Genomic DNA, 24,506 nt, shown 5'->3' on the forward strand with positions numbered 1-24,506 from the left:
AATTTGACACGAAGTTAAGATTTTGTCCTGACACCCGGAAACTGACCCTCTGATTTGCTTTCCCCTGGTGGCGTCTCTGGCTGCCCTGGGGCGCCCTCGACTGCTGGGCCAACTTCGGGCCAATTTGGCCCGAAGTTAAGATTTTGTCCTGGCACCCAGGAGCTGACCCGGTGTTCTGCTTCCCCAGGGGCGTTGTTGCCGGCTCCGAGGCGCTCTCGACTGCTGGGCCAACTTCGTGTCAAATTGACACGAAGTTAAGATTTTGTCCTGACACCCTGGAGTCGGCCCATGATGCTGTGATAACTGTCATGGATCACCGGCTCCTTTCAATTTCATCAGCCAAGTCATCAGCAAAAACTCGGAAGGTAAAATTTGCCTGATTGCTTACAAAAGCGACCAATGTAAAGAATCTGAGAATAAAACCATTTGCTTGATCAAATGGGATATACCCTAATACTGTCATTCCCAATCGCACATGCACAACAATGAATGAAGCTATCAAGAGTAGCAGAAATGCTTTTTCTATTGCCTTATATATCACCCATAAAACTATCTTGGCGATTCTTTTCATTATGACTTTCCCTTCATATCTGATGATAATAAAAAAGCACTTCCGAAGAAGTGCTTTCTGCCTTGCTTATTTACCAAACAAATCGCTGTGCGTACCTGTGCGGGTCAGGGTCAGCACCAGAACATCGTTTTCAATCCGGTAGATCAGCAGCCAATCCGGTTGAATGTGACATTCCCGGTGCCCTATCCAATTACCAGACAAATCATGGTCCTTTTGATTCTCGGCGAGAGATTCTCCTGCCGCCAGCAACTCGATGGTGTTTTCCAACAGCTCAATTTTAAGGCCACGCTTTATTGCCCGCTTATAGTCCTTCTTGAACTGTGTGGTAAATTTCACAGTATATTTGAGTTCTTTCATGCCTTCAAATCCTTAAACAATTCATCGAGATCGCTGTATCCCTTTACAGCAGGGTCTTTCGCAATTCTCTCTGCTTCAATCATGGCAGCAATCGTTTCCTTGTTCGGATTCTCCAACTTGATCTCGAAGGGAATCCCACCCTCCCGAAGCGACTGACGGACAAAAATATTGAACGCAGTAGAGAGATTCATTCCCAAAGCGTTAAACAAGGCATCAGCCTGTTTTTTCAGCTCTGGATCCATGCGAATACTGATATTTGTAGTTTCTGCCATAGTATAACCACTCCTTTCGCCATATATTATACGCTGTTTGCACGGAAAATGCAATACATTGTATGATATTATATCCCAAAAGAGAGGGTTTTACTCTTCCACTCCGCTTTCGTCATTCTGTGCCTTCCACTTTTCCAGCAGCGAGAAGATCACTTCCTCCATCTGCTTCTGGGAATAGCTTTCCGGGAAGTACTGCCGGATCTTCTTCTCCTTGATAGTGATTCGGACTGGCGGCGCCGGCTTACTGCAAAGGGCTGAGTAGGCAATATCAAAGCTGAAGGATCCATCTTGGCTGCTCCCTCTAAGCTGCACAGCCTGGGCCAGCGACACAGAAGAATCCGTGGTCTTGAGGATCTCTGCCACCATCTTCTGGTCCTCTGGCTTCATGAATGACAGGTTATAGGCTGAGTTCAAGGGGATTTTCTTTTCGTCCACTCGATCAAGCAGCTCCGGGATCAGTTCTGTAAGACGGATAAAACGCTGGATGGTTCTCGCACTATTGTCGGTTCCCTTGGCTACCTGTTCATCCGCTCTTAACTTCGTGTCAAACTGACACGAAGTTAAATCCGTCCTGACGCCCTGGTGTTTCATGGCTTCCATCTTCATGCGATACGCCCACGCTTTTTCACTGGGCAGCAGCTCCTCTCGCTGGAGATTGCTGTCCACCATGACTATGGTGGCAGCGTCATCATCGAGATCCTGAACTATCGCCGGGATAGTTCCCAGGCCGAGCAGTTCACAAGCGTGTTTGCGGCGATGTCCGGCAATCAGCTCGTACCCCTCGCCCCGGTCCGCAGGCATGGGTCGGACGATCACCGGGACCAGGACACCCTGCTCCCTGATGCTGTCCACCAGCTCCTGCATATCGACATCGTCCCGCACCTGGAACGGGTGATGAGCGAAGCTGTGAAGGCTGGACAAAGGGATCTCTCGGATCTTCTCCCTATTGGCGCCCTGATCGCTGTTGCTGACAGCGAACAGATCGTCAATCGTGTTCAGTTTCATTTTGCTTTTCATGCTGTTCAATTTTGTTGACCTCCTATCACCGGGCTACTTCTCAAGTCTCAAAACCTCTCGTGTAAGATTGATATAACCTTCAGCCACCTTCCCGCCGGGATCATAAGCGAAAATGCTCTTACCCTCGACGCTGATTTCCTTGGCCCGGACGGAATGGGGGATCTCAGTGTCGAACACTCTGATCTGGCTGCCATAAGTCTCTCGCAGCAGAGCTGAAGTCTCCTTGGCAAAATTGGTGCGATTGTCCACCATGGTAAGCAGGATTCCTTCGATCTGAAGGCCAGGATTGATCTGCCGTCTCACTCTTTTGACCGTCTGCAGAAGCTGTTCAAGCCCCTTGGCGGGGAGGTACTCAGCCTGGACCGGGATAATGATCGTGTCGGCGGCGGCCAGGGCATTGATAGTCAACATACCCAGGGAAGGCTGGCAGTCGATGAGGATATGGGTGTACTGTTCCTTGACGGTGTCCAGGTACTGTCTCAGGACCGTCTCACGGCTCATGGCGTTCACCAGGGAGACCTCCATACCGGACAGCTGGATGTTCGCCGGGAGCAGATCCACCCCTTCCGAATGATGCAGGATGCCTTCCCCAGGACGCAGCGGTTCGTCCATCATGATGCGGCCCATCGCATCGGACAGTGTAAAGGGCAGCTGGTCCGGCTGGGGATAGCCCAGGCTGATGGTGAGGCTTCCCTGCGGATCGGCGTCGATCAGCAGGACTTTCTTTCCCGCCCGTGCGAGGGCGATACCCAGGTTTGCGGTAGTCGTGGTCTTGCCCACGCCGCCCTTCTGGTTGACAATGGCAGTTATTTTACTGGTCTGCATAAATGTTCCTTCCTTCTGAGAAATTTATAAAACGCCTTTCGGCAATTTCATACTGATCGCATTGCATAAAAAAGCACCGCCTAAAAATCAGGCGAAACCATGTCGTGGTTCACCTGAGAGGCGGTATGGTTACTCATGGTGGTAACAGAGTTGAAAAGCACTGTCAACAGGTATTGCTTCATGTTCCGTATCTCTGTGGTATTATTCTTCAGGCATTGCATTACATAGCGAATATGATCGCTATTCAGATTCAGAAAACGCTGACGCACAATCTCCGCATCGAAATCGCCGCTGGCTATCCGCATAACCTTGCGTTTGGCACATACAGTTTCGACTATCAGCTCAACTATTTCATCCAGCTCATCTTTGCGATCCAGAAATGCCTTACACAGATGCTCGTACTCGATATTCTCCAGCACCTGCTTCCGATAGCTTTCTGCTCTGGTGTACTTCACTGTTTCCCTTCCCTTCTCTTCCGGGTGAAAGGAAGGATAGGAAAGGAAAGGAATAGAATCAGTATTTGATCTATCAGTATTTGATCTATCAGTATTTGATCTATTAGTATTTGATCTATTAGTATTTAATTGCGCGGTCATTTCCGTATATGGCTTAACCATATCCGGATTTTCCGTATATGGTGAAGTCGTATATGGAGAAGCCGTATTTGGAGATGCTTCAGAAGAATCACTCGCTTCCGGTTCAGTGCTCGGGCATTGGAGGCCTCCGATCGGCTCGGGCACTGCGGCGGCGGCGCTGGAGGTGGCCTTCCGCTTTCCAGCCTTTCCCTTCTTCGGTTCCGCTGCCCCTGACTTGGGCGGCTTGGAGGAGGGCGGACATGGATCACTCGGCTTGCTCTGTGGCTGCTCGTAGATTATGTACTCGGTATCTGTGATCTGCCCTTTCTCATTGCGCAGTTGGTTCCGGACGATGTAGCCGGCAGCTTCCAGCTCCCGCAGAGCGCTGCCAATGGCATCCACCCCTTCCTTGCACATCTTTGCGAGGCCTCGGTTTGTATAGTTCCATTCATCGGGCAGCGACAGCATCATCGATAGCAGTCCTTTGGATTTTAACGACAATGCTGGATTGCGCAAATGATGGTTAGACATGATCGTGTAATCCCGGGTTCGTTGAACTCTGAAAATTGACATTCACTTCTGCCCCCTTTTCAATCCGCACCAATCACCCGTGTACAGCGTGAGGCAACGGTTGTTATCTTTGAACTTGACGAAGTTCTCAGACTCGGCAAGCACGGGATATATCAGCTGATTCGGATTGACCTGGGTAAGATCTCCATCCTCCCAAATTACCAGGGTCGGAATTTTGACGGTCCTTGGCCTTTTTGCATTCTGGTTCATAAATGGTTCTCCTTTCCGCTTCATGCAAAATTCATGTCAGCATGACGGTGAGGGGTATGGGAATCGAACCCATATACTCTTCCATTCTCCTCAAAAAAATAGCCGGGTGGTCGCCCGGCTATGTGCTGTGATTTTGCTGTGATCTGTTTCGTTTTTATTCCTGGACTTCTGTCCCTTGTACACAAAGGCGCTTCGTCAGGTCATGATTGACACAGGTGATAAGGGTGATCCTGTTATCGTCAGTCCGCCCGAGGTAGCTCCAATCCGTTTCATCGATCTCCTTGCTCATACTCACTTCGTAGGTCCTGGTACCCAGAGCTGTTGTCAGGGTGATTGTGTCCCCGATCTCCAGCTTGTAGAGGTCCTGGAAGAAGGTGTTTACGCCCTGGTTGTGCCCTGCCAATCCGACATTACCATCCCAGCAGCTTGTTTCTTTGAAGTGCGCCACCCCATGGACCATTGCTTCAAGTTCGTTGTCCTCAGTCTCATAGACAGGAACAGTCAGCCCGATCGACGGGATCTGAAGCGTGCCCAGACTCCCATCTTCCATCGCTACCGCCTCCGGCATCGTAAAACCGTCAGACCCAACCAAAGTGCCCTCTGTTTCGTTCCACACTTCATCGGGTCCCCAGGTCGGACCTGTATGCTATACCGGCATTCTCGGGGCTTCCAGGCCCCTCTGGGGCGATTTGAATCAATACTTCTCCATCTTCAGATGTGGCATACTCCGCATTTTCAAAATTTACCTTGTCTTTGAGGTCATTCTGAGTTGCGCTGTCATCCAGGACTTCCAATGTATCCTGGTTCGAGGACAGGGTATCCTGTTCTTTGACCGGGCCGCATCCTGACAGCGAAATAATGAGAAGAAGGCCGCTCAAGATTGGCAAAAAAATTCTTTTGGCTCTGTTCATTCTCGCCCGCCTCCTTTCTCATTCATAGGGGATCTCCACAGGGGGCTTATCATCGGTCTGACCTTTGGCCTTGGCCTTGCGCTTTGCAAGCCAGTTGCCCAGGGCGGGCACGATGATGATGCCCCGCAGGATCATCGCCACTACGGCGCCGGCGATTGCAAGCAGCGCCAGACCAGCAAAGAATCCGGTCCACGGGAAGGTGCCCTCCCCACGGTACACGATGGAGCAAATAATATCACCATCCACCAGCCGCTTCACTGTTCCGGTATAGTAGACGGTGCTTGTGTAGCCGGTCGCCTTGGTGCCATATCCGGTTCCGATGTAAGTTGCGATCGCTGTATATGTCCCAGGGATTATGTCCTCCTCCCGCTGCACACCGGTTTCCAGCTTCCACTCTGCGCTCTCCAGCTTCAGGCCGTCGAGGTCCTTGTCCAGGTAGGCATAGTCGTTGTTGGGAAGATTGTGGAACTCCATGGTCTTACGGATCGGGTACGAGTAGCTTTCAGTGTCCGTCTCCTTGGTGATGATACTGTCATAATCCAGGGCAAGCTGACCGCTGAACCCTCCTTCGTTGTAGTCGAGGATTGGACTGATGGCAGCCCGGATCGACTCCTCGTCATTTTTCTCCGTCTCAAAGGTGACCGGCTCTGCGACCATCTTCTCCTCAACGACCTGTTCCGGTTCATCAATCAGAATCTCTGACTGTGAATAGCGGTATCCATCCTGTTTCCAATCCGACTCGATCAAAACAGACGGATCTACATCCGCTGTGATTCTGAATGACTTGATGATAATCGGAACGCCGTTCTGTTCCTCGTACTGGATCTGGAACGGATAGTACCCTGTCCGGCTTGCCGTGGTCTGGATAGTTTCCCTGGTGGCTTCCGCCTGGCTGCTCTCCTCTTCCTGGGCTTCGCCCGGGGACTCCCCTGCCTCATCGCTGGCGTCAGACTGGTAGCCCAGCACCCCGTCCGTAACCTCAACGGTCATTTCAGAGCTGCTGTCGAGCTGGTCCACTTCATAGGAAATGGGGGTATGTTGAGCCGGCAGCAGCGGCAATGCGCTTGCTGTTCCCACCGTTGTTGATACAATAATGGCGGCGGTAATAGCTGCAATCTTTCGACTTTCCATTTTGTAAGCCTCCTTTTTTCAAAATCGCTGATTCTTCCTCTCGCCTTCAAGGACTTCGGTTTTTGGCTTTATGAGCTTTTCTCATCAAATCATTCCTTTCTCTGCGTCACAGTTGAAATATGCAAATTTTCAAGTAAAATTTGAAAAAAAGCGCTGATTTTCAAGCAAACAAACTATATTTTTCCTTTCTCTTTTACTGCAATTTTCCAATAATATTTATTTTTTTCCTTTTCTTCCGAAAAAAAGCGCAGCTGCAGCAAATACATATTTGCTGTAACTGCATCGTGGATCATCTCAGAAACTGTGATCTTAGGTGCCATAGCTAAAACCATACAAGAATCAAGGGAGGTATTTTTTTATGGAACCCAAAACAGCTCAAAAATGTCCTCAACTCCTGAGAGACTTTCTCTATTACATGGAGATAATCCGTGGCTGCTCACCAAAGACAGTGACAGGCTATTATCTGGATCTCAGCCTGTTTCTCAGGTATATCAAGGCAACTAAGGTCGAAAATCTCCAGGAATTAGATCTCAAAAAAGTGTCCATTGAAAATCTGGACAATGCCACAATCTGCAATGTATCGCTGTCTGACATTTATGCTTTTCTGAACTATGTCACATCTGTGAGAGGAAATTCTGCTGTTACCCGGGCCAGGAAGATCGGTAGCCTGAGATCCTTCTACAAATTCATCTGCACTAAGACAACTCTGCTGCAAAAGAACCCGACTTTGGATCTTGATGTTCCCATGCATCGGCGCAGCCTACCAATATACCTCAGTCTCGATGAATCCAAAGCATTCTTACAGGCCGTCAACGACGCTCAAGATTCCCGGGATTTCTGCATCTTTACCCTCTTGCTGAACTGCGGCATGCGGCTTTCAGAGCTGATTGGTCTCAACATGTCAGACTTCAACATGAAAGAGCGAACCCTGCGCTTACTGGGCAAAGGCAACAAAGAGCGGATCATTTATCTGAACCACGCCTGCATAAAAGCTATTCAGGACTATATTCCTATCCGCAATCAGTTACTGATAAATCACAACATTTCATCAGAGCCTGCATTTCTCCTTTCTGAGCGCTGTACCAGACTTTCCGGGCGCCGGGTCGAACAAATTATGAAAAAGTATCTCTCGGTTGCCGGGCTGGACAATCATGGATACACACCCCATAAACTGCGCCATACGGCTGCCACACTGATGTACCAATACGGAGGGACCGATATTCTCATCCTCCAACGAATTTTGGGACACTCAAATCTGTCAACAACTGAAATCTACACCCACGCTGCTGACGATCAAGTCAAGCATGCTGCAGACAGTTCTCCCTTGGCAGATTTTGTACTTAGTTCGGGAGCAGAGTAAATATCCCATAAAAAAAGCGGAGGTATAACCCCCGCTTTTTTCATATCGCAGCTCTATTCATCTGACAAGCAGTTATCTTTACATTTTCTCTTCCCTGGTCCATGGATAAGAAAAATCTCTCTTGCTTAACAGGGCCATAAGCATGGAATACCGTTTTGATACAAGCAAAAAGCCTGTAAAGGCAATTTGCTACACAGATGATAGTTAGACTTCGTAAATTAAAATTTAGCGAAATCAAGGCGAGGAGAAAATGACCATACAAGCGTCTGAATCTGTACGGATCATATATTGAGTTTCAGTATTCATGTTGCAGCATCTGATTGCCAGTCACACATATATTATAGAGATAATCTCTGTTAATATGTTGTGCGCTGTGATTGCTTGAGCGGTCTGGTTTCAGTTTCGCACTGGCTCAGGCTTTTATCAGCAGCAGACAACGACTCACGGATTGTTCGTCTGGATTGGCTAGGACTTAATATGCTGGTCTGTACACAGGAATCAGCTGCCAAGCAGTTTCTGAAGGGCTGCGTCGTAAACAAAGCGTCAGACAGGTTTCACAACAGATTATATCCAGCACCCAGGCATACAGGCTTAGGTTATATGGATTAGAGGGATCTGATCTGTACAGCCACTGGCTCTGACGACAGCTTTACCTGACGCCAATGGTAATTTACTCCCTATTTGTTAATTTTATAACAAATAGGGAACTTTTTTGCTTGCTGACCGTTTTCTTGAATTCGATATGGCTTTATACTATAATAAGTACAGTAACTATCAGTCACCGGATTCCAAATGCAGTCAGGAGGTTTTGCAGTGAAACGGGAATATGCGGAGGCCTGCCCTCCCCTGCTGAAAGATTTTCTCTACTATATGGAAACCATCCGCGGGCGCTCTCCCCGGACTGTGGACGGCTATTTTATCGACCTGCGCACCTTCCTGCGCTATATCAAGGCGGTCAAGGTGCTGGGACTGCGGGAATTTGATCTCTCGGAGATTACCATTGATGACCTGGATTCCTCGGTGATCTGCGGTGTGACACTGTCGGACATCTATGGCTATCTGAACTTCACCCTGACAGAGCGGGATAACTCCGCTGTGACCCGGGCCAGGAAGGTTTCCAGCATCCGCTCCTTTTATAAGTATATCACCACCAAGACAGATCTGCTGGAAGTGAGCCCTGCCAAGGAGCTGGATCTCCCGGCTATCCGGAACAGCCTTCCCAAGTTTCTCAGCCTGGAAGAGTCGCTGGATCTGCTTCAGACCGTGGCTGCTGCCCAGAATCCCCGGGATTTCTGTATGATCACCTTCCTCATCAACTGCGGAATGCGGGTTTCAGAGCTGGTGGGCCTCAATCTCTCTGATCTCCGGAAAAAAGAAAAAACGCTCCGGCTGCTGGGAAAAGGCAACAAGGAGCGCATAATCTATGTCAACGAAGCCTGTCTTCAGGCAATGGAAGCATATGAGCCCGTCCGGGCCAAGATTCTCTCGGACCGGCATCGCACCAATGAACCGGCGCTGTTTCTCTCAGAACGGGGCAGCCGGATCTCTGCCCGCCGGGTGGAACAGATTCTCGAAAAATATCTGGCTGCTGCCGGTTTATCCGGGCGAGGCTACTCCCCTCACAAACTGCGCCATACAGCCGCAACACTGATGTATCAGTATGGCGGCGCTGATGTCCGGGTGCTCAAGGAGATCCTTGGACACGAGAATCTCTCCACCACCGAGATCTATACCCATGTTTCCAGCCAGCAGATCGAACGGGCCATTGACAGCTCTCCGCTGGCAAAGGTAAAGGCGCCCAAGTCCCAGGAGGATTCCAAAGAATAGCCTATCCCATTCTGGAGGCAAGAAGCTGCACCCAGACACCATTTGCTGCTGCCAAAAGAACAGCGGCGCCAAGGGAACAGAAGAATTTCCGACAGTACTGACTCAGGGCAAGCGGTTCTCCGGTATTTCCGGCACAGAGGATTTTCCAGCACTGGAGGCTCAGTTTCATGGCTTCGGCTCCGAAGCGGACCCAGATCAGAGCGCAGCACAGGATAAACGGCGCCAGGAACAGCATTCCCATGAAAACAGAAATGCCATTCTGTGTGGTATATTCCAGCATGGCAGATACCGAAACACCATATCCCATCCCCTCGAACAGCAGTACCGCCGGGAACAATGGCAGTGCCAGAGCGCAGAATCCCAGCAGAAACAGCAAGGTCAGCGGGACTGCCGCCTGCCAGAATGCTGAAAGGACAGCCTGCTGCAAGGTCTGGGAAGTCCGGGCAGCCAGATGTTCGGAAAAGATGGTCAGCATTCCGCTCTGGAGATTTTCCGGGGCCAGTTCCATGGCCTTGGTGCCCAGGAGAATGCCGAGCAGATAGCTGATTCCCAGCAGTATTGTCCAGCGGTCCGGCAGATGGGCCTGACCTCCGGATCTTCCTGTAAAAGGCTTTTTCCCACGCAGAGCACTCAGGTCAACACTGGTATACATATTCACAGCCCGTCCTTCTTTCAGATTCTGTCTGATATATATGTGGACGGGCGCTCATTTAGTACCCCGGCTATAAGCAAAAAAGACCTGCGATATAAATCGCAGGTCTTTTCGTTTGTATAGGGGGATTTTATTCTGCCAGTGCAGCCTGGATCATAATGGCGCATTCCAGACGCTTCTTCTCCATCTCGCAGGCGAGATCGAAGGAATCCAGCACATTGCCCATATACTGCCAGTTGTTGGCGTTGCAGCCGCCGCTGCAGTAGAACTTGGCCCAGCAGTCCTGGCACTTGGGCTTGTGATATACAGTGGCCCGGGCGAAGTTATCCTTCATCTCCTTGTTGATGGAGAGATCGAATACATTGCCCATCTTCCACTCCTCATGACCAACGAACTGATGGCAGGGATATACATCACCATCGGGAGTGATGGCGACATATTCATTGCCGCAGCCGCAGCCTCTCAGGCGCTTGATGGCGCAGGGACCCTGATCCAGATCGATCATGAAGTGATAGAAGTTAAAGCCCTTGCCGGACTTCTGCTTTTCGATCATGATCTTGGACAGGCGGTCATATTCCTCGAATACCTCAGGCAGATCCTCATAGGTCAGCGCATAGGGCTGCTTGGGATCAGCTACAACCGGCTCGATGGAAATCTGATCAAAGCCCAGGGAGTTCATGTGCAGGACATCTTCGCCGAAGTCCTTATTGTACTTGGTGAAGGTGCCGCGGACATAATACTGCCAGTTTTCGGGATATTCCGAATTCTCACGCTTCCGGACCAGCTCCTGGAAGTGCGGGATAATGGCATCATAGCAGCCGCTGCCGTCCACACGGGCGCGCACGCGGTCATTGACCTCCTTGCGTCCATCGGTGGAGCAGACTACATTGTACATCTCCTTGTTGATGAAATCGATCATATCATCATTGAGGAGCAGGCCGTTGGTAGTGATGGTAAAGCGGAACTTCTTATCGTATTCCTTCTCCTTGGAGCGGGCATACTCTACCACCTTCTTGACTACGTCAAAGTTGATGGTCGGCTCACCGCCGAAGAAGTCCACTTCCAGGTTGTGACGGCCCTGGGAATAGTGCAGCAGGTAATCGATGGCTGCCTTGCCCACTTCCTCAGTCATGAGCATACGGCCCTGGCAGTAGTCACCCTTGCCGGCGAAGCAGTATTCGCAGCGCAGGTTGCAGTCATGGGCGATATTCAGGCAGAGTGCCTTGATGGGCGAAGAAACCATCATATCTGCGAACTGGGCATAATCATCCGCACTGAACAGCTGACCCTCCTTCTTGAGGGAAACCATCTCAGCATAGGTAGAACGGATCTCCTCTTCCGACCAGCGGTCCGAGAAGGCACGGACAATCTCTTCCGGGCACTCCTCAGCCAGATCTTCCGAAACATGGTCCAGCATATTATAGAACAGTTCATCCACTACATGCACAGCACCGCTGTTTACATCCAGTACGATATAATAGCCGTTCTGAAAATACTTATGTATCATTTTGATCTCCTTATATTTTTTCGGGGACAAAAGTTAAGGGACAGAAACTGTCCCTTAACTGTAACTGCGTTCAGTTTAGATCAACCGTTTAGCGGTTGGGGTTCTCGCACTTCTGGTTAGCAACGGTGCAGGAAGTCTTGCAAGCAGACTGGCAGGAAGCCTGGCACTCGCCGCAGCCGCCCTTGGCGCAGCTTTCCTTGAGATTAGCCTTGTTCAGAGTCTTAACATGTGTCATAGTTTATATCCTCTTTTCGTTCATAGGTTTCAGTGTAGCTAAATTATACCACAAAACCCATTCCTGTGTAAATAGCTATTTCACCGGAAGGGCTGTGTTCACCCCCAAAACACCGCCAATGGCGCCGCAGAACAGGAAAATCAATCCCTTCAGCCAGACTGAGGGTCCCAGTGCCCCGCCCATTGTCAAGCATCCGGTCAGGAAGATGATCCCGAATACCATCACTCCGCAGGCGGCGCCGGTGAGCAGACCGCTGCGTCCATGGAGCTTGGCACAGAGAAATCCAGCCAGCAGACAACCGGCACCACCAGCCAGCAAAGCCAGTGGTTCCACTGCGGAATGCGGAAGATCCTGCAGGGTCAGCAGGAAGGAAAATCCAGCCAGCAGAAGCGCTACGACCGCCGCGCCGATCAAAGAACAGAGCAGCACAGGCTTGACAGGATGAGGCAGATGTTTTCCGGTAGGGTGTTTTTCAGACATCATAAAGCGACGACCTCCTGATACGATATCGGTTTCCGCTATAAAGATATTACACCGAAATGCATATCAGTACACCTTTTGAGAAATTCTCTTACTTTTCCTTCTCAGCGGTGGTGTTGATGTCGATGGCCCAACGGGCGATCCGCATCTTGGTACGGTCGCTGCCGGTTTCGATCATTACATAGTCGTCCTTGAGGTTTACAACACGGCCGATAATGCCGCCGCGGGTAATAACCTCATCGCCTACTTCCAGAGCCTCACGCATCTTGGAAACTTCCTTTTCCCGCTTGTTCTGGGGACGGATCAGGAAGAACCAGAGTACAGCGATCATTACGATCATAACGCCGAGCTGACCGAACAGATAAGTATAGCTCGAGCTGTCAGCAGTGAGCATCAGATTGGAAAACATAGATTTGCACCTCCAAAAAATATACAAGAAATATTATACAGAAAAAAACGGCTGCTTGCAAGGGAGAACTGAAAAAATCCCCGATTTTACGCCAATTCTCTGGGCTGTCAGATGCGGCGGCCCAGGATCGGGACATATTTCTGATAAAATTCATCAAAGGTATCGTTGTCCAGTGCCTCCCGGATGCGTTCCATCAGGGTATTGTAGAAGTAGAGGTTGTGCATGACAGCCAGACGCATGCCCAGCATCTCCCCTGCCTTGAGCAGATGACGGATATAGGCACGGGAATGCTGCCGGCAGACCGGACAGTCACAGTGCTCATCAATGGGACGGTCATCCCGCTGATACTTGGCATTGATCAGGTTGATGACGCCATCCCAGGTGAAGATATGACCATGGCGGGCATTCCGGCTGGGCATAACACAGTCAAAGAGATCCACGCCTCTGGCGACTGCTTCCAGAATATTGACCGGAGTGCCTACGCCCATGAGATAGCGGATCTTGTCCACAGGCATATAGGGCTCCACTGCTTCGATGATATGGTACATCTCCTCAGCGGTTTCACCTACCGCGAGACCGCCAATGGCATAGCCGTCCAGATCCAGGTCGGCAATCTGCTTCATGTGCTCGATGCGCAGATCCTCAAAGGTCGATCCCTGATTGATGCCGAACAGCAGCTGGTTCTTGTTGATGGTCTCCGGCAGCGAATTCAGACGCTGCATCTCCTTCTTGCAGCGCTCCAGCCAGCGGACAGTCCGGGCAATGGAGCGGGCGGTGTATTCCCGGGTGGAGGGGTTCTCGATGCACTCATCAAAGGCCATGGCAATGGTGGAAGCCAGATTGGACTGGATGCGCATGCTCTCCTCCGGCCCCATGAAGATGCGCCGTCCATCGATATGTGACTGGAAGTAGACACCTTCCTCCTCAATCTTGCGCAGCGAGGACAGGGAGAATACCTGGAATCCGCCGCTGTCGGTGAGGATGGGACGGTCCCAGCCCATGAACTTGTGCAGGCCGCCCAGGTCCCGGATCACATCATCGCCGGGACGCAGGTGCAGATGATAGGTGTTGCAGAGCTCCACCTGACATTTGAGATCTTTGAGGTCATAGGACGAGATGCCGCCCTTGATGGCTGCCGATGTGCCGACATTCATAAAGGCCGGGGTCTGGACGGTGCCGTGAACCGTCTGGAATTCGCCGCGCCGGGCATTTCCCTGTTTCTTGATCAGTTTATACATTCTTACCTCCTGAGATCCGGCTGATCTGCAATGAACATTGCATCGCCGAAGCTGTAAAAGCGGAATTTCTTCTCCACAGCCTCCTTGTAGGCTGCCATGGTATGCTCATAACCTGCCAGTGCGCTCACCAGCATGATCAGGGTGCTTTCGGGCAGATGGAAGTTGGTGATCAGGCCATCCAGCACCTTGAACTTGTATCCGGGATAGATGAAGATGCTGGTATCATTGCTGCACTCATGGATGCGTCCGTTCTCATCCGCAGCGGATTCCAGAGTCCGGCAGCTGGTGGTTCCCACCGCAATGACCCGTCCGCCCTGTTCCTTGGTGCGGTTGATCTTTTCAGCAGTTTCCGGGGTGATGTAGTAGTGCTCGGAATGCATCTGGTGGTCGGTGATCTCCTCCGTCTTGACCGGACGGAAGGTGCCGAGGCCCACATGCAAGGTCACATAGGCAATGCCCACACCCTTCTGCTCAATGCGTTCCAGCAGCTCCTTGGTGAAGTGCAGACCCGCTGTGGGAGCCGCCGCAGAACCCAGATCCTTGGAATATACAGTCTGGTAACGCTCCTTGTCCTTGAGCTCCGCTGTGATGTAGTGCGGCAGCGGCATGTTGCCGATCTCCTCCAGCAGCGAATAGAACTCCCCATCGTAGTGGAACCGCACCAGACGGTTGCCGCCCTCGGTGGTGGAGAGCACCTCTGCCTTCAGGCGTCCATCGCCGAACTCAAAGACCAGGCCTTCCCGTGCCTTCTTGCCGGGACGGACCATGACTTCCCACACATCCTTCTGTACCTGCTTGAGCAGCAGGAATTCCATGTGACCGCCGGTTCCCTCCCGGTAGCCATACAGACGTGCCGGCAGAACACGGGAATTGTTGAGCACCAGCAGATCGCCGGGATTGAGCCGGTCGATGATGTCATGGAATATGCATTCACCAGTGGCGCCGGTCTCCTTATCCAGAAGCATGACACGGGACGCATCCCGGGGCTCAATGGGGGTCTGGGCGATCAGTTCTTCCGGCAGATCGAACCAGAAATCAGATTTTTTCATGTTGCAGGACTCCTTAGAAAAAGTATGTATATCACACAGATACAGAATATAGTTTTTTGTTTGGCGAAATAAGAATGCTCCAAAAAAGCATTGACTTTTCGGGAAACGGGTGATACTATATCATTCAAATACAATTGTTTCCCATTCGAGGACACAATCTGGAAAAAGAATGAACCCAATCTATTTCATTATAGAACAACCGGGGCCTCTTTTCAATAAAATCTTGCCTGATTCGGCTGAAAGGACTGATTTCTATGAAAAAATATAAGGTAGGCGTAGTAGGAGCAACTGGCATGGTCGGACAGCGGTTCGTTTCACTGCTGGAGCACCATCCGTGGTTTGAGGTTGTCAAGCTGGCAGCCTCTCCCCGCTCCGCCGGCAAAACCTACCGGGAGGCTCTGGGCAGCCGCTGGGCTATGCCCACTCCAGTTCCGGCTTCCATGGCAGATCTGGTGATGTATGACGCCTCCGATGTGGAGAAGATGGCAGACGGCCTGGACTTTGTGTTCTGTGCCGTGGATATGAAGAAGGACGAGATCCGTGCCCTGGAGGAACGCTATGCCAAGGCCGAATGCCCGGTGATCTCCAATAACTCTGCCCATCGCTTCACCCCCGATGTCCCCATGATTATCCCGGAGATCAACGCCGATCACATGAAGATTATTGATGCGCAGCGCCGCCGTCTGGGAACCAAGCGTGGCTTTATCGCAGTCAAATCCAACTGCTCGCTTCAGAGCTATGTCCCCGCCCTGGAACCCCTGCGGGACTTCGGCGTCCGTGAAGTACTGGCCTGTACCTACCAGGCGATCTCCGGCGCCGGCAAGACCTTTGAAACCTGGCCCGAAATGGTGGACAATGTGATCCCCTTCATCAGCGGCGAGGAGGAGAAGAGCGAAAAGGAACCCATGAAGATCTGGGGTACTGTGGAGGGCGATGAGATCAAGCTGGCTTCTTCCCCGTCCATCACAACCCAGTGCATCCGTGTCCCGGTTACCGATGGACATCTGGCAGCTGTCTTTGTACGCTTTGACCACAAGCCTTCCAAGGAGGAGATTCTCCGCCGCTGGAAGGAGTTTGCCGGAGAGCCCCAGCGTCTGAACCTGCCCTCTGCTCCCAAGCAGTTCCTGACCTACTTTGAGGAGGACAACATGCCCCAGACCCGGCTCAACCGGGATCAGGAACATGGCATGGGCGTATCCATCGGACGCCTCCGGGAAGACAGCCAGTATGACTACAAGTTTGTCTGCCTGTCCCACAATACCATCCGCGGCGCTGCCGGCGGTGCGGTGCTGATGGCAGAGCTCCTGGCTGAAAACGGCTACCTGTAAGAACGGTCCTTCCCTTTCTGATACAATAAAGAAACCCTCCTGCCCGAATCAAAATCGGACAGGAGGGTTTTTCTGTGCGGAAATCGGAACAGACCATCCGGATGGTCTGTTCCCTGTCTGAGGAGCTTTCAGAAGCGCCGCCCGTTTTCTGGGCAGCCGGTATACGGCAGAGCTGTTCCCCTGGGATTTCTGGTTATGCCAGGGTGATCTTCTTGAAGGTCTTCTTACCGCGGCGGACCATCACGCCATTCTTGACCTCTTCCTGGGTCAGGACAGCAGCCAGGTCAGTCACCTTCTCCTCACCAACGGTCACGCCGCCCTGCTGGATTGCACGGCGGGCTTCCGACTTGGAGGGGCAGAGTCCTGCCAGAGTGAGGACATCGATCACCGGAATGGTACCCTCTGCACTGAACTGAGCAGCTTCCAGAGCAAAGGACGGTACATTGGTGCTGTCAGCACCGGGGGTAAAGAGAGCCTTGGCAGCTTCCAGAGCCTTGTCGGCCTCTTCCTTGCCGTGAACCATCTCAGTGAGTTCGTAGGCCAGCAGTTCCTTCTTTTCGTTGATGCGGCTGGGGTCCCAATGCTCGATCTCTTCGATTTCCTCCAGCGAACGGAAGGTGAGCAGCCGGATGCACTTCATGACATCCTGGTCGTCAATGTTGCGCCAGTACTGGAAGAACTCAAACGGAGTGGTCTTGTTGGGATCAAGCCACACTGCGCCGCTGGCAGTCTTGCCCATCTTCTTGCCCTCGCTGTTGAGCAGCAGAGTGATGGTCATGGCGTAGGCGTCATCACCGGTCTTTTTGCGAATCAGCTCGGTACCTGCCAGCATGTTGCTCCACTGGTCGTTGCCGCCGAACTGCATATTGCAGCCCAGGGTGGTGTGCAGGTGCAGGAAGTCATAGGCCTGCATGATCATGTAGTTGAACTCCAGGAAGCTCAGGCCCTTTTCCATTCTCTGCTTGTAGCACTCGGCCCGGAGCATATTGTTTACCGAGAAGTGTACGCCTACTTCCCGGAGCAGCTGTACATAGTTGAGATCCATGAGCCAGTCGGCATTGTTGACCATAACAGCCTTGTCCTCGCCGAACTCAATGAACCGCTCCATCTGCTTCTTGAAGCAGTCGCAGTTGTGCTGGATGGTTTCGGGGGTCATCATGGTGCGCATATCGGTACGGCCGGAGGGGTCACCTACCATGCCGGTACCACCGCCGATCAGCACGATGGGACGGTTGCCTGCCAGCTGCAGACGCTTCATCAGGCAGAGCGCCATGAAATGTCCCACATGCAGCGAATCCGCTGTGGGGTCAAAGCCGATATAGAACCGGGCGCCGCCGTTGTTGATCAGTTCCCGGATTTCGGGCTCATCAGTCACCTGTGCGATCAGGCCGCGGGCCTGCAGTTCTTCATAAATTCCCATTTGTTTATCCTCCTTTTTCCATACAAAAAGCGCCCTCTATCCGCATCATACGGATAGAGGGCGCATCAATAGCGCGGTACCACCTCTGTTCGCTGCATTATGCAGCCTCAGCGGACACAGTTTCTGTGTCCAGGGCTGTTAACGCAGCCAACGCGGCTCATCCTACTCTTGGTTCAGACTGCAGCTCAGGGATGTACTCGCCAGCCGACCTCCGCCTTTTTCCACCAACCAAAGGCTCTCTGCAGTCCAGTCCTGCCGGTTACCTGTTCCCGTCACAGCTATTAGTTGCATTATAGTATATCCCATCGGGATTGTCAACGGGATTTTTCCAGCAGCTCCGCAGCGGCGCTGAGGGTTGCCGGTGTGATCACATCGCCGCCCATGATCCGGGCCAGCTCCTGGGTGCGCTCCTCCTCGCTCAGCGATTCCACACTGGTGAAGGTCTTGCCGTCCCGCACCTTCTTGCTGATGAGCAGATGGTGGTCGGCATAGGCTGCCACCTGGGCCAGGTGGGTCACGCAGATCACCTGCCGTCCGGCGGATACCTCATGGAGCTTCCGTCCGATCTTCTGGGCAGCCCGTCCGCTGACACCGGTGTCGATCTCATCAAAAATCATGGTGTCCACATTGTCCCGGTCGGACAGCACATTCTTCATCGCCAGCATGATCCGGGACAGCTCACCGCCGGAAGCGATCTTTGCCAGCGGCTTGGGCTCTTCGCCCACATTGGTGCTGACCTGCAGCTCAAAGTCGTCCATTCCCAGGGAGGACAGCGCCTTTTCCCGGAACACCGGAAGGAACCGTACTGCCGACATATCCAGGAACTGCAGCTCCTCCTGAATCTTGGCTGTAAACTCCTCCGCGGCCTTTTTCCGGTCTGCGGAGAGCTGCCGTGCCAGGTCATAGCACCGGGCAAACTGCCGGCTGCGCTCCTGCTCCAGCTGGGCCAGCTTCTCCTCTGAGAAGGTGATGTCGTCCAGCTCGGCCTTGGCCTTTTCCAGGAAGGCCAGGATCGCAGGAATATCCGCACCATACTTGCGCTTGAGCATATTGATGGTATCCAGACGGTTTTCGATATACTCCGCCCGGGCAGGATCATAATCCATATTGTCCAGGGCGTCCTGTACGCTGGAAGCACAGTCCTCCAGCTCATATTTATAACCGCTCACCGCAGTAGCTGTGGGCGCAAAGTCCTCCATGTACCGTCCGGCTTCCTCCAGCTGGGCAGCCAGTTCTTCCATCTGCTCCACAATGCCGGGGATTTCGCCGTTTTCATCGCCGCTCAGCAGAGCCAGAGCCGCTGCCAGAGCCTGGGTGATCCGCTCGGAATTGCGCAGAATCCGGCGTTGGGACAGCAGCTCCTCCTCCTCCCCGGAGGTCAGGGCTGCTTCGGTGATCTCATTGATCTGATAGGTGAGCAGGTCGGTTTTGTGCGCCTTTTCCGCCTCATCGGCTGAGAGTGCCCCGATCCGGTCATTGATCTCCCGGAGCCGGGTAAACTCAGTCTGGTACTCGCTCAGAGCCTGTCCCAGACCGCCGTACAGATCAATGTAGCCCAGATGCTTTTCTGCCGAAAGCAGCTGCTGGCTGTCGTGCTGTCCATGGACATTGATGAGCATGCCGGAGATGTTTTTGAGCATGGATACCGTAGCAGGCTGTCCGTTGATCTTGCACTGGGTCTTGCCGTCCTGGTGGAGGGTGCGCATGATGAGCAGACTGTCGCCCGATTCGATCTCATATCCCAGATCTGCCAGTGTACTCAGAACCCTGGGCGGGACATCGTCAAAGACAGCTGTGATCGAAGCCGAATTTTCCCCGGTCCGGATAATATCCCGGGAGGTACGCTCTCCCAGCACCGCGTTGATGGCATTGATCAGAATGGTTTTGCCTGCGCCGGTCTCGCCGGTAAAGACATTGAACCCCTGGGCAAAGTTGATATCCGCTTCCTTGATAACTGCAATATTCTTGATGTAAAGCTGGGAAAGCATTCGGATCGCCCCTTTACTTCCGGCTGATTTTGTGAAGCTGATCCACAAACTCTGCCGCCTGTTCTTCATTGCGCATCAGTACAAAGATGGTGTCATCACCGGAGAGGGTGCCAACAACCCCTTTCCAGTGCAGCTGATCCATGGATACACATACGGCATTTGCCATACCAGTCCTGCATTTGATTACCACGATATTGTTGGCATAGTCGATGTGCAGCAGCGACTGGGTAAAAATACTGCGGAACCCTTCCATATCGCCGGTCTGACGATCCTGGGTGGGTTTGGCATATATGTAGCGTCCGTCTGAGCTCTGTACCTTCACCAGACGCAGTTCCTTGATGTCCCGGGATACAGTGGCCTGGGTTACACGGAACCCTGCATCGGACAGCATTGCCATCAGTTCCTCTTGAGTGGTCACAGCATTATCCGAGATCAGTTCCAGGATTTTTCGATGTCGTTCGGTCTTCATGCGATCACGCCTTTCTCTCTATTTCAGCGGGTTCAGTTCCCGTGAGTTTCTTTCCAAGAGTCTGATAAAAACTGCTCGCGCTGAGCTGGATAAAACGGGATTTCCGGGCGGCAGCGGAAATTTCAAGCCGGGTACCATCCACCATGGGACAGATGGTTGTGCCATCCACTGCAACACCGGCATCCGGAGGTGTGTTCCGGGTGACCAGCCGCACTTCCAATGGGGCATCCGGCCCCAGCACCACACTGCGGTCCGCCAGCGAATGGGGACAGATGGGTGTGACGATCAGGCAGTCCATACCCGGATCGACGATAGCTCCGCCAGCTGACATGGAATAGGCGGTGGAACCGGTGGGTGTGGCAAAAATCAGGCCATCAGCCCGGTAGGAAGCAAATGCGGCTCCGCCCCGGAACACCTCGATGTCGATCATACTGGCGACCATCTGCCGGGCAATAACCACATCATTGAGCGCATAGCTCTGACAGGTGCTGCCATCCGGCTGACGGACTGTGACGGAAAGCACGGTCCGGGGCTGTATGCCGAACTGTCCGGCAGCCAGCTTCTGCAGGCTGTCCCCGAACGGTGGCTCAATCTGGGTGAGATACCCCAGCCGTCCTGAGTTGATGCCGATCACCGGGCGGTCAAATTCCAGTGCGTCCAGTGCGGTGTGGATCATGGTGCCGTCGCCGCCGATGCTGATGGCGGCATCACAGCTTTGCATGGCTTCCCGATCGTCCAGAACCTGACAGCCGGAACAGTTCAGCACCGCATTCAGCTCAGGTGTGAGCAGCACTTCCGCGCCGCAGCGCAGCAGCTCTGCGGCTGCCTCAGCCGCACAGTCTGCCGCATTGGCCTTATCCAGATTCACAACCAGATAAAAGCGCATGGCTGTCCCTCCCAATCAATCAGTCATCCAGATCCTCGTGCGAGGAGCCTACAATGGCGGAGAGATCCTCCTCAGACACGGTGGACGGTTCGCTGTCCTTGCACAGATACATCAGGTATTCGATGTTTCCCTTGGCGCCCTTGATGGGGGAAAAATCCAGTCCCCGCACCGAGAAGCCCAGTTCCAGGGCGAACCGGTAGATCTTCTGCAGCACTTCCAGATGCACAGCCGGGTCCTTGATGATGCCGTTTTTCCCGACCTTTTCCCGTCCGGCTTCAAACTGCGGCTTGACCAGGCAGGCACAGCTGCCGCCCTCCCGCAGGAAACGGTACACCACCGGCAGGATCAGGGTCAGCGAGATAAAGGACACATCCACCGAGATGAAGTCAATGGGCTCAGGGATCTGTTCATCGGTGAGGTACCGGATATTGGTGCGCTCCATATTGATGACCCGGGGGTCATTGCGCAGGGACCAGGCCAGTTCGCCATAGCCCACATCCACCGCATATACCTTGACTGCGCCGTTCTGGAGCATACAGTCGGTAAAGCCGCCGGTGGAAGCGCCGAAGTCACAGCAGGTCTTGCCCTTCAGTTCCAGACCGAAGGAGGCCATTGCCTTTTCCAGCTTGAGCCCTCCCCGGCTGACATACCGCAGGGTATTGCCCCTAACCTCAATCCGGTCGTCCTCCTTGACCGTGATTCCGGCTTTATCCGCCTTCTGGTCGTTGACATAGACGATGCCTGCCATAATCATGGCCTTGGCCCGTTCACGGCTCTGTGCCTGCCCTTGTTCCACAAGCACTACATCCAGTCTTTTTTTCAATGCAAACTCTCTCCCAATACAGTCTTGATGATCGAATCATGGTCGGCATGGAACAGCTGATAGCCATGCTCCACGCCGCACTGCGGAATAAAACAGTTTTCTACGGCAAACAGCCGGAACTGTCCCTGGTATCCCTGCTCCATCAGATGTAGGGCACAGAGCTCCCCGATGGACCCGCTGCGGATTCCCTCCTCATAGAAGAAGATCCGCTGGTAGCGCTCCGTCTGTTCCAGTGCTGCTTCCGGAATAGGATAGATGCGGTTGAGCACCAGGACATCCACCGCTCTTCCCTGTTCCTCCAGCGATTTCCGGGCCAGGAACAGCTCCTCCGCAAGCCGTCCATAGGTCACCAGCAGGGTATCGCCTCCCCGGTTCTCCAGGAACCAGCTGTCGGTGTTCTCTCCAAGGACAGACGCCGTCAGTGCCGGCTGGGCACCCTTGGGATAGCGCACCGCACAGATGCCGGTGCCATTGTCCACCGCTTCAGCCAGGTCGGCTTCCAGCTGCCGGTAGGTCACCGGGGAATAGATCACTGTCCCGGGCACCATCCGCAGCATGGACACATCAAAAAGCCCCTGATGGGTCTCGCCATCGGCGCCTACGATTCCCGCCCGGTCGATTGCCAGGACGATATGCTTCGGTTCGATGGCGGCGTCATGGATCAGCTGGTCACAGGTGCGCTGCAGGAAGGTGGAATAGACCGCGAACACCGGGACGGTTCCCTGGGTGCTCATGCCGCAGGCAAAGCTCACAGCGTGTTCCTCGGCGATTCCCACATCGTAGAACCGTCCGGCAGCCGCATACCGGCGCTCAAATTCCTCCAGGCCGGTGCCATCGGTCATGGCGGCAGTAATCACGGCGATCTGCGGGCGGGTCTGGGCCAGCTCACAGATGCTCCTGCCGAAGGCCCCGGAAAATCCAGGATCAGAGGGCTTGAGCGGCAGCCCGCTTTTCAGGTCAAAGGGGCTGACTCCATGGTATTTGCTGGGGTTTTCCATAGCGGGACGGTAGCCCATTCCCTTGGTGGTGTGCACATGGACCACACAGGGGCGGGCATATTCCCGGGCCCGCTCAAACACATCCCGGAGGCTTTCCAGGTCATGCCCGTCCACCGGACCGAAGTAACGCAGTCCGAAGTCCTCAAACAGATTGGAGTGGTACATCATCTGCCGGAGGGTCTTTTTGGAATTTGCCAGGGCATTCCGGATGGGTTTTCCCACTACCGGCACACCGCCCAGAAAACTCTTGGCGTTGTCCTTGAAGCGGAAATACTGCCGGGACGAACGCATTTTCGCCAGATAATTGGCAACATTCCCCACATTCCGGGAAATGGACATGTCATTGTCATTGAGGACAATGATGATTTTTTCTCCGCTGCGTCCGGCGTTGTTCATGCCCTCATAGGCAACACCGCTGCCAAAGGAGCCATCACCGATCACAGCGATGGCAAAGCCCTCTTCTCCATGCAGGCGCATGGCCTCTGCCATACCCAGTGCCGCCGAAATGGACACACCGGAATGACCGCCCAGATAGGCATCATACAGGCTTTCCTTCTGCTTGGGGAATCCGGACAGGCCGTTTTCCTGACGCAGGGTATCAAACCGGGCATTGCGCCCGGTGATGATCTTATGTGTATAGGCCTGATGGCCCACATCCCAGACAATCTTATCCTGGGGACAGTCAAATACACTGTGCAGTGCCAGGGTCAGTTCCACAGTGCCCAGGCTGGAAGCCAGATGACCGCCAGTCCGGGATACGGTGGACAGAATCCTCTGACGGATCTCTCCAGCCAGGTATTGCTGTTCTGCCAGGCTGAGTTTTTTCAGATCTGCCGGAGATTTTATCGATTCAAGATACATGGATCTCCTCCATTCCCATACGGATCAGAATACCGGCACTATCATTGCAATCAGAATGCCAAGCAAAGCTCCGCCCAGAACCTCCAGCGGAGTATGGCCCAGAAATTCATTGAGTTCCTTCTGTTCCCGGTCCTCGTCCTCATCCAGTTCCTTTTCCGGATGACTGCCCAGCAGCGCAAAAAGGCTGTTGGGATTGCTCAGATCCAGCACCATGCGGTTGAGCACCTTGGCCTGTTCACCGGCTGCCCTGCGGACACCCATGGCGTCATACATCACCACGCAGGCAAATGCCAGCGCAAGGGCGAATTCCGGCGAGGAATAGCCCACCTTCTTGGCAATGGCAATGGTGATGGAGCAGACAAAAGCCGAATGCGCACTGGGCATACCGCCGGCGCCGACCATCCGCTCTGCCTGCAGAATTCCGTTCTGCAGATAGAACAGCAGGGTTTTGATAAGCTGAGCGGAAAACCATGAAATCACCGCAACATCTATAAAGTAATTGCTCACAAGCAATTTGAGAAGTTCCATACGATCAGA

At 53.0% G+C, this 24,506-nt stretch carries 28 protein-coding genes and 1 other annotated feature; of the genes, 3 read left to right on the forward strand and 25 right to left on the reverse strand.

The genetic code is table 11. The annotated features are described in order from the left end of the window. Positions 1-313: 313 nt before the first annotated feature. The 11 genes from H9X81_RS07465 to H9X81_RS07515 all read right to left on the reverse strand — a co-directional run bounded on the left by H9X81_RS07465 (position 314) and on the right by H9X81_RS07515 (position 6,759). Positions 314-571, reverse strand: a complete 258-nt coding sequence (locus H9X81_RS07465; RefSeq protein WP_204720992.1) for a hypothetical protein — start codon at positions 569-571, stop codon at positions 314-316. 66 nt (positions 572-637) lie between these two features. After that, positions 638-928, reverse strand: coding sequence for a type II toxin-antitoxin system YafQ family toxin (locus H9X81_RS07470; protein WP_204720994.1), 291 nt, complete (start codon positions 926-928; stop codon positions 638-640). Next, entirely contained in the window at positions 925-1,200 is a 276-nt protein-coding gene (locus tag H9X81_RS07475; RefSeq protein ID WP_204720996.1) for a type II toxin-antitoxin system RelB/DinJ family antitoxin, read from the reverse strand. The genes H9X81_RS07470 and H9X81_RS07475 overlap by 4 nt, the downstream gene beginning before the upstream one ends. 90 nt (positions 1,201-1,290) lie before the next feature. Then, positions 1,291-2,226: a ParB/RepB/Spo0J family partition protein gene (locus H9X81_RS07480; protein WP_430673034.1), complete on the reverse strand. Its 936-nt coding sequence runs from the start codon at positions 2,224-2,226 to the stop codon at positions 1,291-1,293. Positions 2,227-2,250: 24 nt separating this feature from the next. Further along, the gene (locus H9X81_RS07485; RefSeq protein ID WP_204721001.1) at positions 2,251-3,042 is read right to left on the reverse strand and encodes a ParA family protein; all 792 of its coding nucleotides are present in this window, start codon (positions 3,040-3,042) and stop codon (positions 2,251-2,253) included. A gap of 80 nt (positions 3,043-3,122) precedes the next feature. Further along, positions 3,123-4,190 (reverse strand): DUF6017 domain-containing protein, encoded by a 1,068-nt coding sequence (locus tag H9X81_RS11875; RefSeq protein WP_243424076.1) that lies wholly within the window; start codon positions 4,188-4,190, stop codon positions 3,123-3,125. Continuing rightward, positions 4,191-4,397 (reverse strand): hypothetical protein, encoded by a 207-nt coding sequence (locus H9X81_RS07495; protein ID WP_204721003.1) that lies wholly within the window; start codon positions 4,395-4,397, stop codon positions 4,191-4,193. It abuts the gene before it with no gap. A 154-nt stretch (positions 4,398-4,551) separates the two neighbouring features. After that, the gene (locus H9X81_RS07500; RefSeq protein ID WP_204721005.1) at positions 4,552-4,947 is read right to left on the reverse strand and encodes a class D sortase; all 396 of its coding nucleotides are present in this window, start codon (positions 4,945-4,947) and stop codon (positions 4,552-4,554) included. A gap of 67 nt (positions 4,948-5,014) precedes the next feature. Next, positions 5,015-5,308: a hypothetical protein gene (locus H9X81_RS07505; protein WP_204721007.1), complete on the reverse strand. Its 294-nt coding sequence runs from the start codon at positions 5,306-5,308 to the stop codon at positions 5,015-5,017. 18 nt (positions 5,309-5,326) lie between these two features. Further along, entirely contained in the window at positions 5,327-6,439 is a 1,113-nt protein-coding gene (locus H9X81_RS07510) for a hypothetical protein (protein ID WP_204721009.1), read from the reverse strand. Positions 6,440-6,612: 173 nt separating this feature from the next. Then, complete coding sequence (locus H9X81_RS07515; protein ID WP_204721011.1) at positions 6,613-6,759, reverse strand: hypothetical protein; 147 nt, start codon at positions 6,757-6,759, stop codon at positions 6,613-6,615. Positions 6,760-6,797: 38 nt separating this feature from the next. On the opposite strand from H9X81_RS07515, the gene H9X81_RS07520 reads away from it, so the two are divergent. Together H9X81_RS07520 and H9X81_RS07525 are read left to right on the forward strand one after the other, a co-directional pair. Further along, positions 6,798-7,799, forward strand: a complete 1,002-nt coding sequence (locus H9X81_RS07520) for a tyrosine recombinase XerC (protein WP_204721013.1) — start codon at positions 6,798-6,800, stop codon at positions 7,797-7,799. Positions 7,800-8,612: 813 nt separating this feature from the next. Then, on the forward strand, positions 8,613-9,626 hold the full coding sequence (locus tag H9X81_RS07525) for a tyrosine recombinase XerC (RefSeq protein WP_345941534.1): 1,014 nt from the start codon (positions 8,613-8,615) through the stop codon (positions 9,624-9,626). A 1-nt stretch (position 9,627) separates the two neighbouring features. On the opposite strand, the gene H9X81_RS07530 is transcribed toward H9X81_RS07525, so the two are convergent. The 7 genes from H9X81_RS07530 to queA form a co-directional block, all read right to left on the reverse strand. Continuing rightward, the gene (locus tag H9X81_RS07530) at positions 9,628-10,278 is read right to left on the reverse strand and encodes a hypothetical protein (protein WP_204721017.1); all 651 of its coding nucleotides are present in this window, start codon (positions 10,276-10,278) and stop codon (positions 9,628-9,630) included. Between the two features lie 130 nt (positions 10,279-10,408). Then, the gene (gene scfB, locus H9X81_RS07535; protein WP_204721019.1) at positions 10,409-11,785 is read right to left on the reverse strand and encodes a thioether cross-link-forming SCIFF peptide maturase; all 1,377 of its coding nucleotides are present in this window, start codon (positions 11,783-11,785) and stop codon (positions 10,409-10,411) included. 88 nt (positions 11,786-11,873) lie between these two features. Next, positions 11,874-12,020 carry a six-cysteine ranthipeptide SCIFF gene (gene scfA / locus H9X81_RS07540; RefSeq protein ID WP_177502278.1) on the reverse strand — a complete coding sequence of 49 codons (147 nt, stop codon included), beginning with the start codon at positions 12,018-12,020 and terminating at the stop codon, positions 11,874-11,876. 75 nt (positions 12,021-12,095) lie between these two features. Beyond that, complete coding sequence (locus tag H9X81_RS07545) at positions 12,096-12,503, reverse strand: TIGR04086 family membrane protein (RefSeq protein WP_204721021.1); 408 nt, start codon at positions 12,501-12,503, stop codon at positions 12,096-12,098. 88 nt (positions 12,504-12,591) lie between these two features. Next, positions 12,592-12,909 carry a preprotein translocase subunit YajC gene (gene yajC, locus H9X81_RS07550; protein WP_224762443.1) on the reverse strand — a complete coding sequence of 106 codons (318 nt, stop codon included), beginning with the start codon at positions 12,907-12,909 and terminating at the stop codon, positions 12,592-12,594. Between the two features lie 107 nt (positions 12,910-13,016). Further along, complete coding sequence (gene tgt / locus H9X81_RS07555; protein ID WP_177502276.1) at positions 13,017-14,147, reverse strand: tRNA guanosine(34) transglycosylase Tgt; 1,131 nt, start codon at positions 14,145-14,147, stop codon at positions 13,017-13,019. A 2-nt stretch (positions 14,148-14,149) separates the two neighbouring features. Beyond that, positions 14,150-15,196: a tRNA preQ1(34) S-adenosylmethionine ribosyltransferase-isomerase QueA gene (gene queA, locus H9X81_RS07560; protein ID WP_204721023.1), complete on the reverse strand. Its 1,047-nt coding sequence runs from the start codon at positions 15,194-15,196 to the stop codon at positions 14,150-14,152. A 254-nt stretch (positions 15,197-15,450) separates the two neighbouring features. Here queA and asd point away from each other — a divergent pair, with 254 nt between their 5' ends. After that, positions 15,451-16,524 (forward strand): aspartate-semialdehyde dehydrogenase, encoded by a 1,074-nt coding sequence (gene asd, locus H9X81_RS07565; RefSeq protein WP_177502274.1) that lies wholly within the window; start codon positions 15,451-15,453, stop codon positions 16,522-16,524. A gap of 193 nt (positions 16,525-16,717) precedes the next feature. Here asd and tyrS read toward each other — a convergent pair whose 3' ends face one another. The 7 genes from tyrS to H9X81_RS07600 form a co-directional block, all read right to left on the reverse strand. Next, on the reverse strand, positions 16,718-17,944 hold the full coding sequence (tyrS, locus tag H9X81_RS07570; protein ID WP_204721026.1) for a tyrosine--tRNA ligase: 1,227 nt from the start codon (positions 17,942-17,944) through the stop codon (positions 16,718-16,720). A 53-nt stretch (positions 17,945-17,997) separates the two neighbouring features. Beyond that, positions 17,998-18,229, reverse strand: a binding site (T-box leader). A 29-nt stretch (positions 18,230-18,258) separates the two neighbouring features. Continuing rightward, entirely contained in the window at positions 18,259-19,932 is a 1,674-nt protein-coding gene (gene recN / locus H9X81_RS07575) for a DNA repair protein RecN (RefSeq protein ID WP_204721027.1), read from the reverse strand. A gap of 13 nt (positions 19,933-19,945) precedes the next feature. After that, positions 19,946-20,401: an arginine repressor gene (gene argR / locus H9X81_RS07580; protein WP_177502659.1), complete on the reverse strand. Its 456-nt coding sequence runs from the start codon at positions 20,399-20,401 to the stop codon at positions 19,946-19,948. A 4-nt stretch (positions 20,402-20,405) separates the two neighbouring features. Beyond that, a complete protein-coding gene (locus tag H9X81_RS07585; protein ID WP_204721029.1) occupies positions 20,406-21,287 on the reverse strand; it encodes an NAD(+)/NADH kinase in 882 nt (293 codons plus the stop codon). A 19-nt stretch (positions 21,288-21,306) separates the two neighbouring features. Then, positions 21,307-22,110: a TlyA family RNA methyltransferase gene (locus tag H9X81_RS07590; RefSeq protein WP_204721031.1), complete on the reverse strand. Its 804-nt coding sequence runs from the start codon at positions 22,108-22,110 to the stop codon at positions 21,307-21,309. After that, a complete protein-coding gene (gene dxs / locus H9X81_RS07595; protein ID WP_204721033.1) occupies positions 22,107-23,969 on the reverse strand; it encodes a 1-deoxy-D-xylulose-5-phosphate synthase in 1,863 nt (620 codons plus the stop codon). Before dxs ends, H9X81_RS07590 begins: the two co-directional genes overlap by 4 nt. Positions 23,970-23,993: 24 nt before the next feature. Then, complete coding sequence (locus tag H9X81_RS07600) at positions 23,994-24,497, reverse strand: divergent PAP2 family protein (RefSeq protein WP_177502376.1); 504 nt, start codon at positions 24,495-24,497, stop codon at positions 23,994-23,996. Positions 24,498-24,506 lie beyond the last annotated feature (9 nt).

It is taken from the genome of Hydrogenoanaerobacterium saccharovorans (assembly GCF_016901815.1).
Classification (GTDB): domain Bacteria; phylum Bacillota; class Clostridia; order Oscillospirales; family Ruminococcaceae; genus Avimicrobium; species Avimicrobium caecorum.

Coding starts and splice junctions, on each gene's coding strand:
- H9X81_RS07465 (WP_204720992.1), bottom strand. CDS start 571: ATGAAAAGAATCGCCAAGATAGTTTTATGGGTGATATATAAGGCAATA.
- H9X81_RS07470 (WP_204720994.1), bottom strand. CDS start 928: ATGAAAGAACTCAAATATACTGTGAAATTTACCACACAGTTCAAGAAG.
- H9X81_RS07475 (WP_204720996.1), bottom strand. CDS start 1,200: ATGGCAGAAACTACAAATATCAGTATTCGCATGGATCCAGAGCTGAAA.
- H9X81_RS07485 (WP_204721001.1), bottom strand. CDS start 3,042: ATGCAGACCAGTAAAATAACTGCCATTGTCAACCAGAAGGGCGGCGTG.
- H9X81_RS11875 (WP_243424076.1), bottom strand. CDS start 4,190: ATGTCAATTTTCAGAGTTCAACGAACCCGGGATTACACGATCATGTCT.
- H9X81_RS07495 (WP_204721003.1), bottom strand. CDS start 4,397: ATGAACCAGAATGCAAAAAGGCCAAGGACCGTCAAAATTCCGACCCTG.
- H9X81_RS07500 (WP_204721005.1), bottom strand. CDS start 4,947: ATGGAAGATGGGAGTCTGGGCACGCTTCAGATCCCGTCGATCGGGCTG.
- H9X81_RS07505 (WP_204721007.1), bottom strand. CDS start 5,308: ATGAACAGAGCCAAAAGAATTTTTTTGCCAATCTTGAGCGGCCTTCTT.
- H9X81_RS07510 (WP_204721009.1), bottom strand. CDS start 6,439: ATGGAAAGTCGAAAGATTGCAGCTATTACCGCCGCCATTATTGTATCA.
- H9X81_RS07515 (WP_204721011.1), bottom strand. CDS start 6,759: ATGGCACCTAAGATCACAGTTTCTGAGATGATCCACGATGCAGTTACA.
- H9X81_RS07520 (WP_204721013.1), top strand. CDS start 6,798: ATGGAACCCAAAACAGCTCAAAAATGTCCTCAACTCCTGAGAGACTTT.
- H9X81_RS07530 (WP_204721017.1), bottom strand. CDS start 10,278: ATGTATACCAGTGTTGACCTGAGTGCTCTGCGTGGGAAAAAGCCTTTT.
- scfB (WP_204721019.1), bottom strand. CDS start 11,785: ATGATACATAAGTATTTTCAGAACGGCTATTATATCGTACTGGATGTA.
- scfA (WP_177502278.1), bottom strand. CDS start 12,020: ATGACACATGTTAAGACTCTGAACAAGGCTAATCTCAAGGAAAGCTGC.
- H9X81_RS07545 (WP_204721021.1), bottom strand. CDS start 12,503: ATGATGTCTGAAAAACACCCTACCGGAAAACATCTGCCTCATCCTGTC.
- yajC (WP_224762443.1), bottom strand. CDS start 12,909: ATGTTTTCCAATCTGATGCTCACTGCTGACAGCTCGAGCTATACTTAT.
- tgt (WP_177502276.1), bottom strand. CDS start 14,147: ATGTATAAACTGATCAAGAAACAGGGAAATGCCCGGCGCGGCGAATTC.
- queA (WP_204721023.1), bottom strand. CDS start 15,196: ATGAAAAAATCTGATTTCTGGTTCGATCTGCCGGAAGAACTGATCGCC.
- asd (WP_177502274.1), top strand. CDS start 15,451: ATGAAAAAATATAAGGTAGGCGTAGTAGGAGCAACTGGCATGGTCGGA.
- tyrS (WP_204721026.1), bottom strand. CDS start 17,944: ATGGGAATTTATGAAGAACTGCAGGCCCGCGGCCTGATCGCACAGGTG.
- recN (WP_204721027.1), bottom strand. CDS start 19,932: ATGCTTTCCCAGCTTTACATCAAGAATATTGCAGTTATCAAGGAAGCG.
- argR (WP_177502659.1), bottom strand. CDS start 20,401: ATGAAGACCGAACGACATCGAAAAATCCTGGAACTGATCTCGGATAAT.
- H9X81_RS07585 (WP_204721029.1), bottom strand. CDS start 21,287: ATGCGCTTTTATCTGGTTGTGAATCTGGATAAGGCCAATGCGGCAGAC.
- dxs (WP_204721033.1), bottom strand. CDS start 23,969: ATGTATCTTGAATCGATAAAATCTCCGGCAGATCTGAAAAAACTCAGC.
- H9X81_RS07600 (WP_177502376.1), bottom strand. CDS start 24,497: ATGGAACTTCTCAAATTGCTTGTGAGCAATTACTTTATAGATGTTGCG.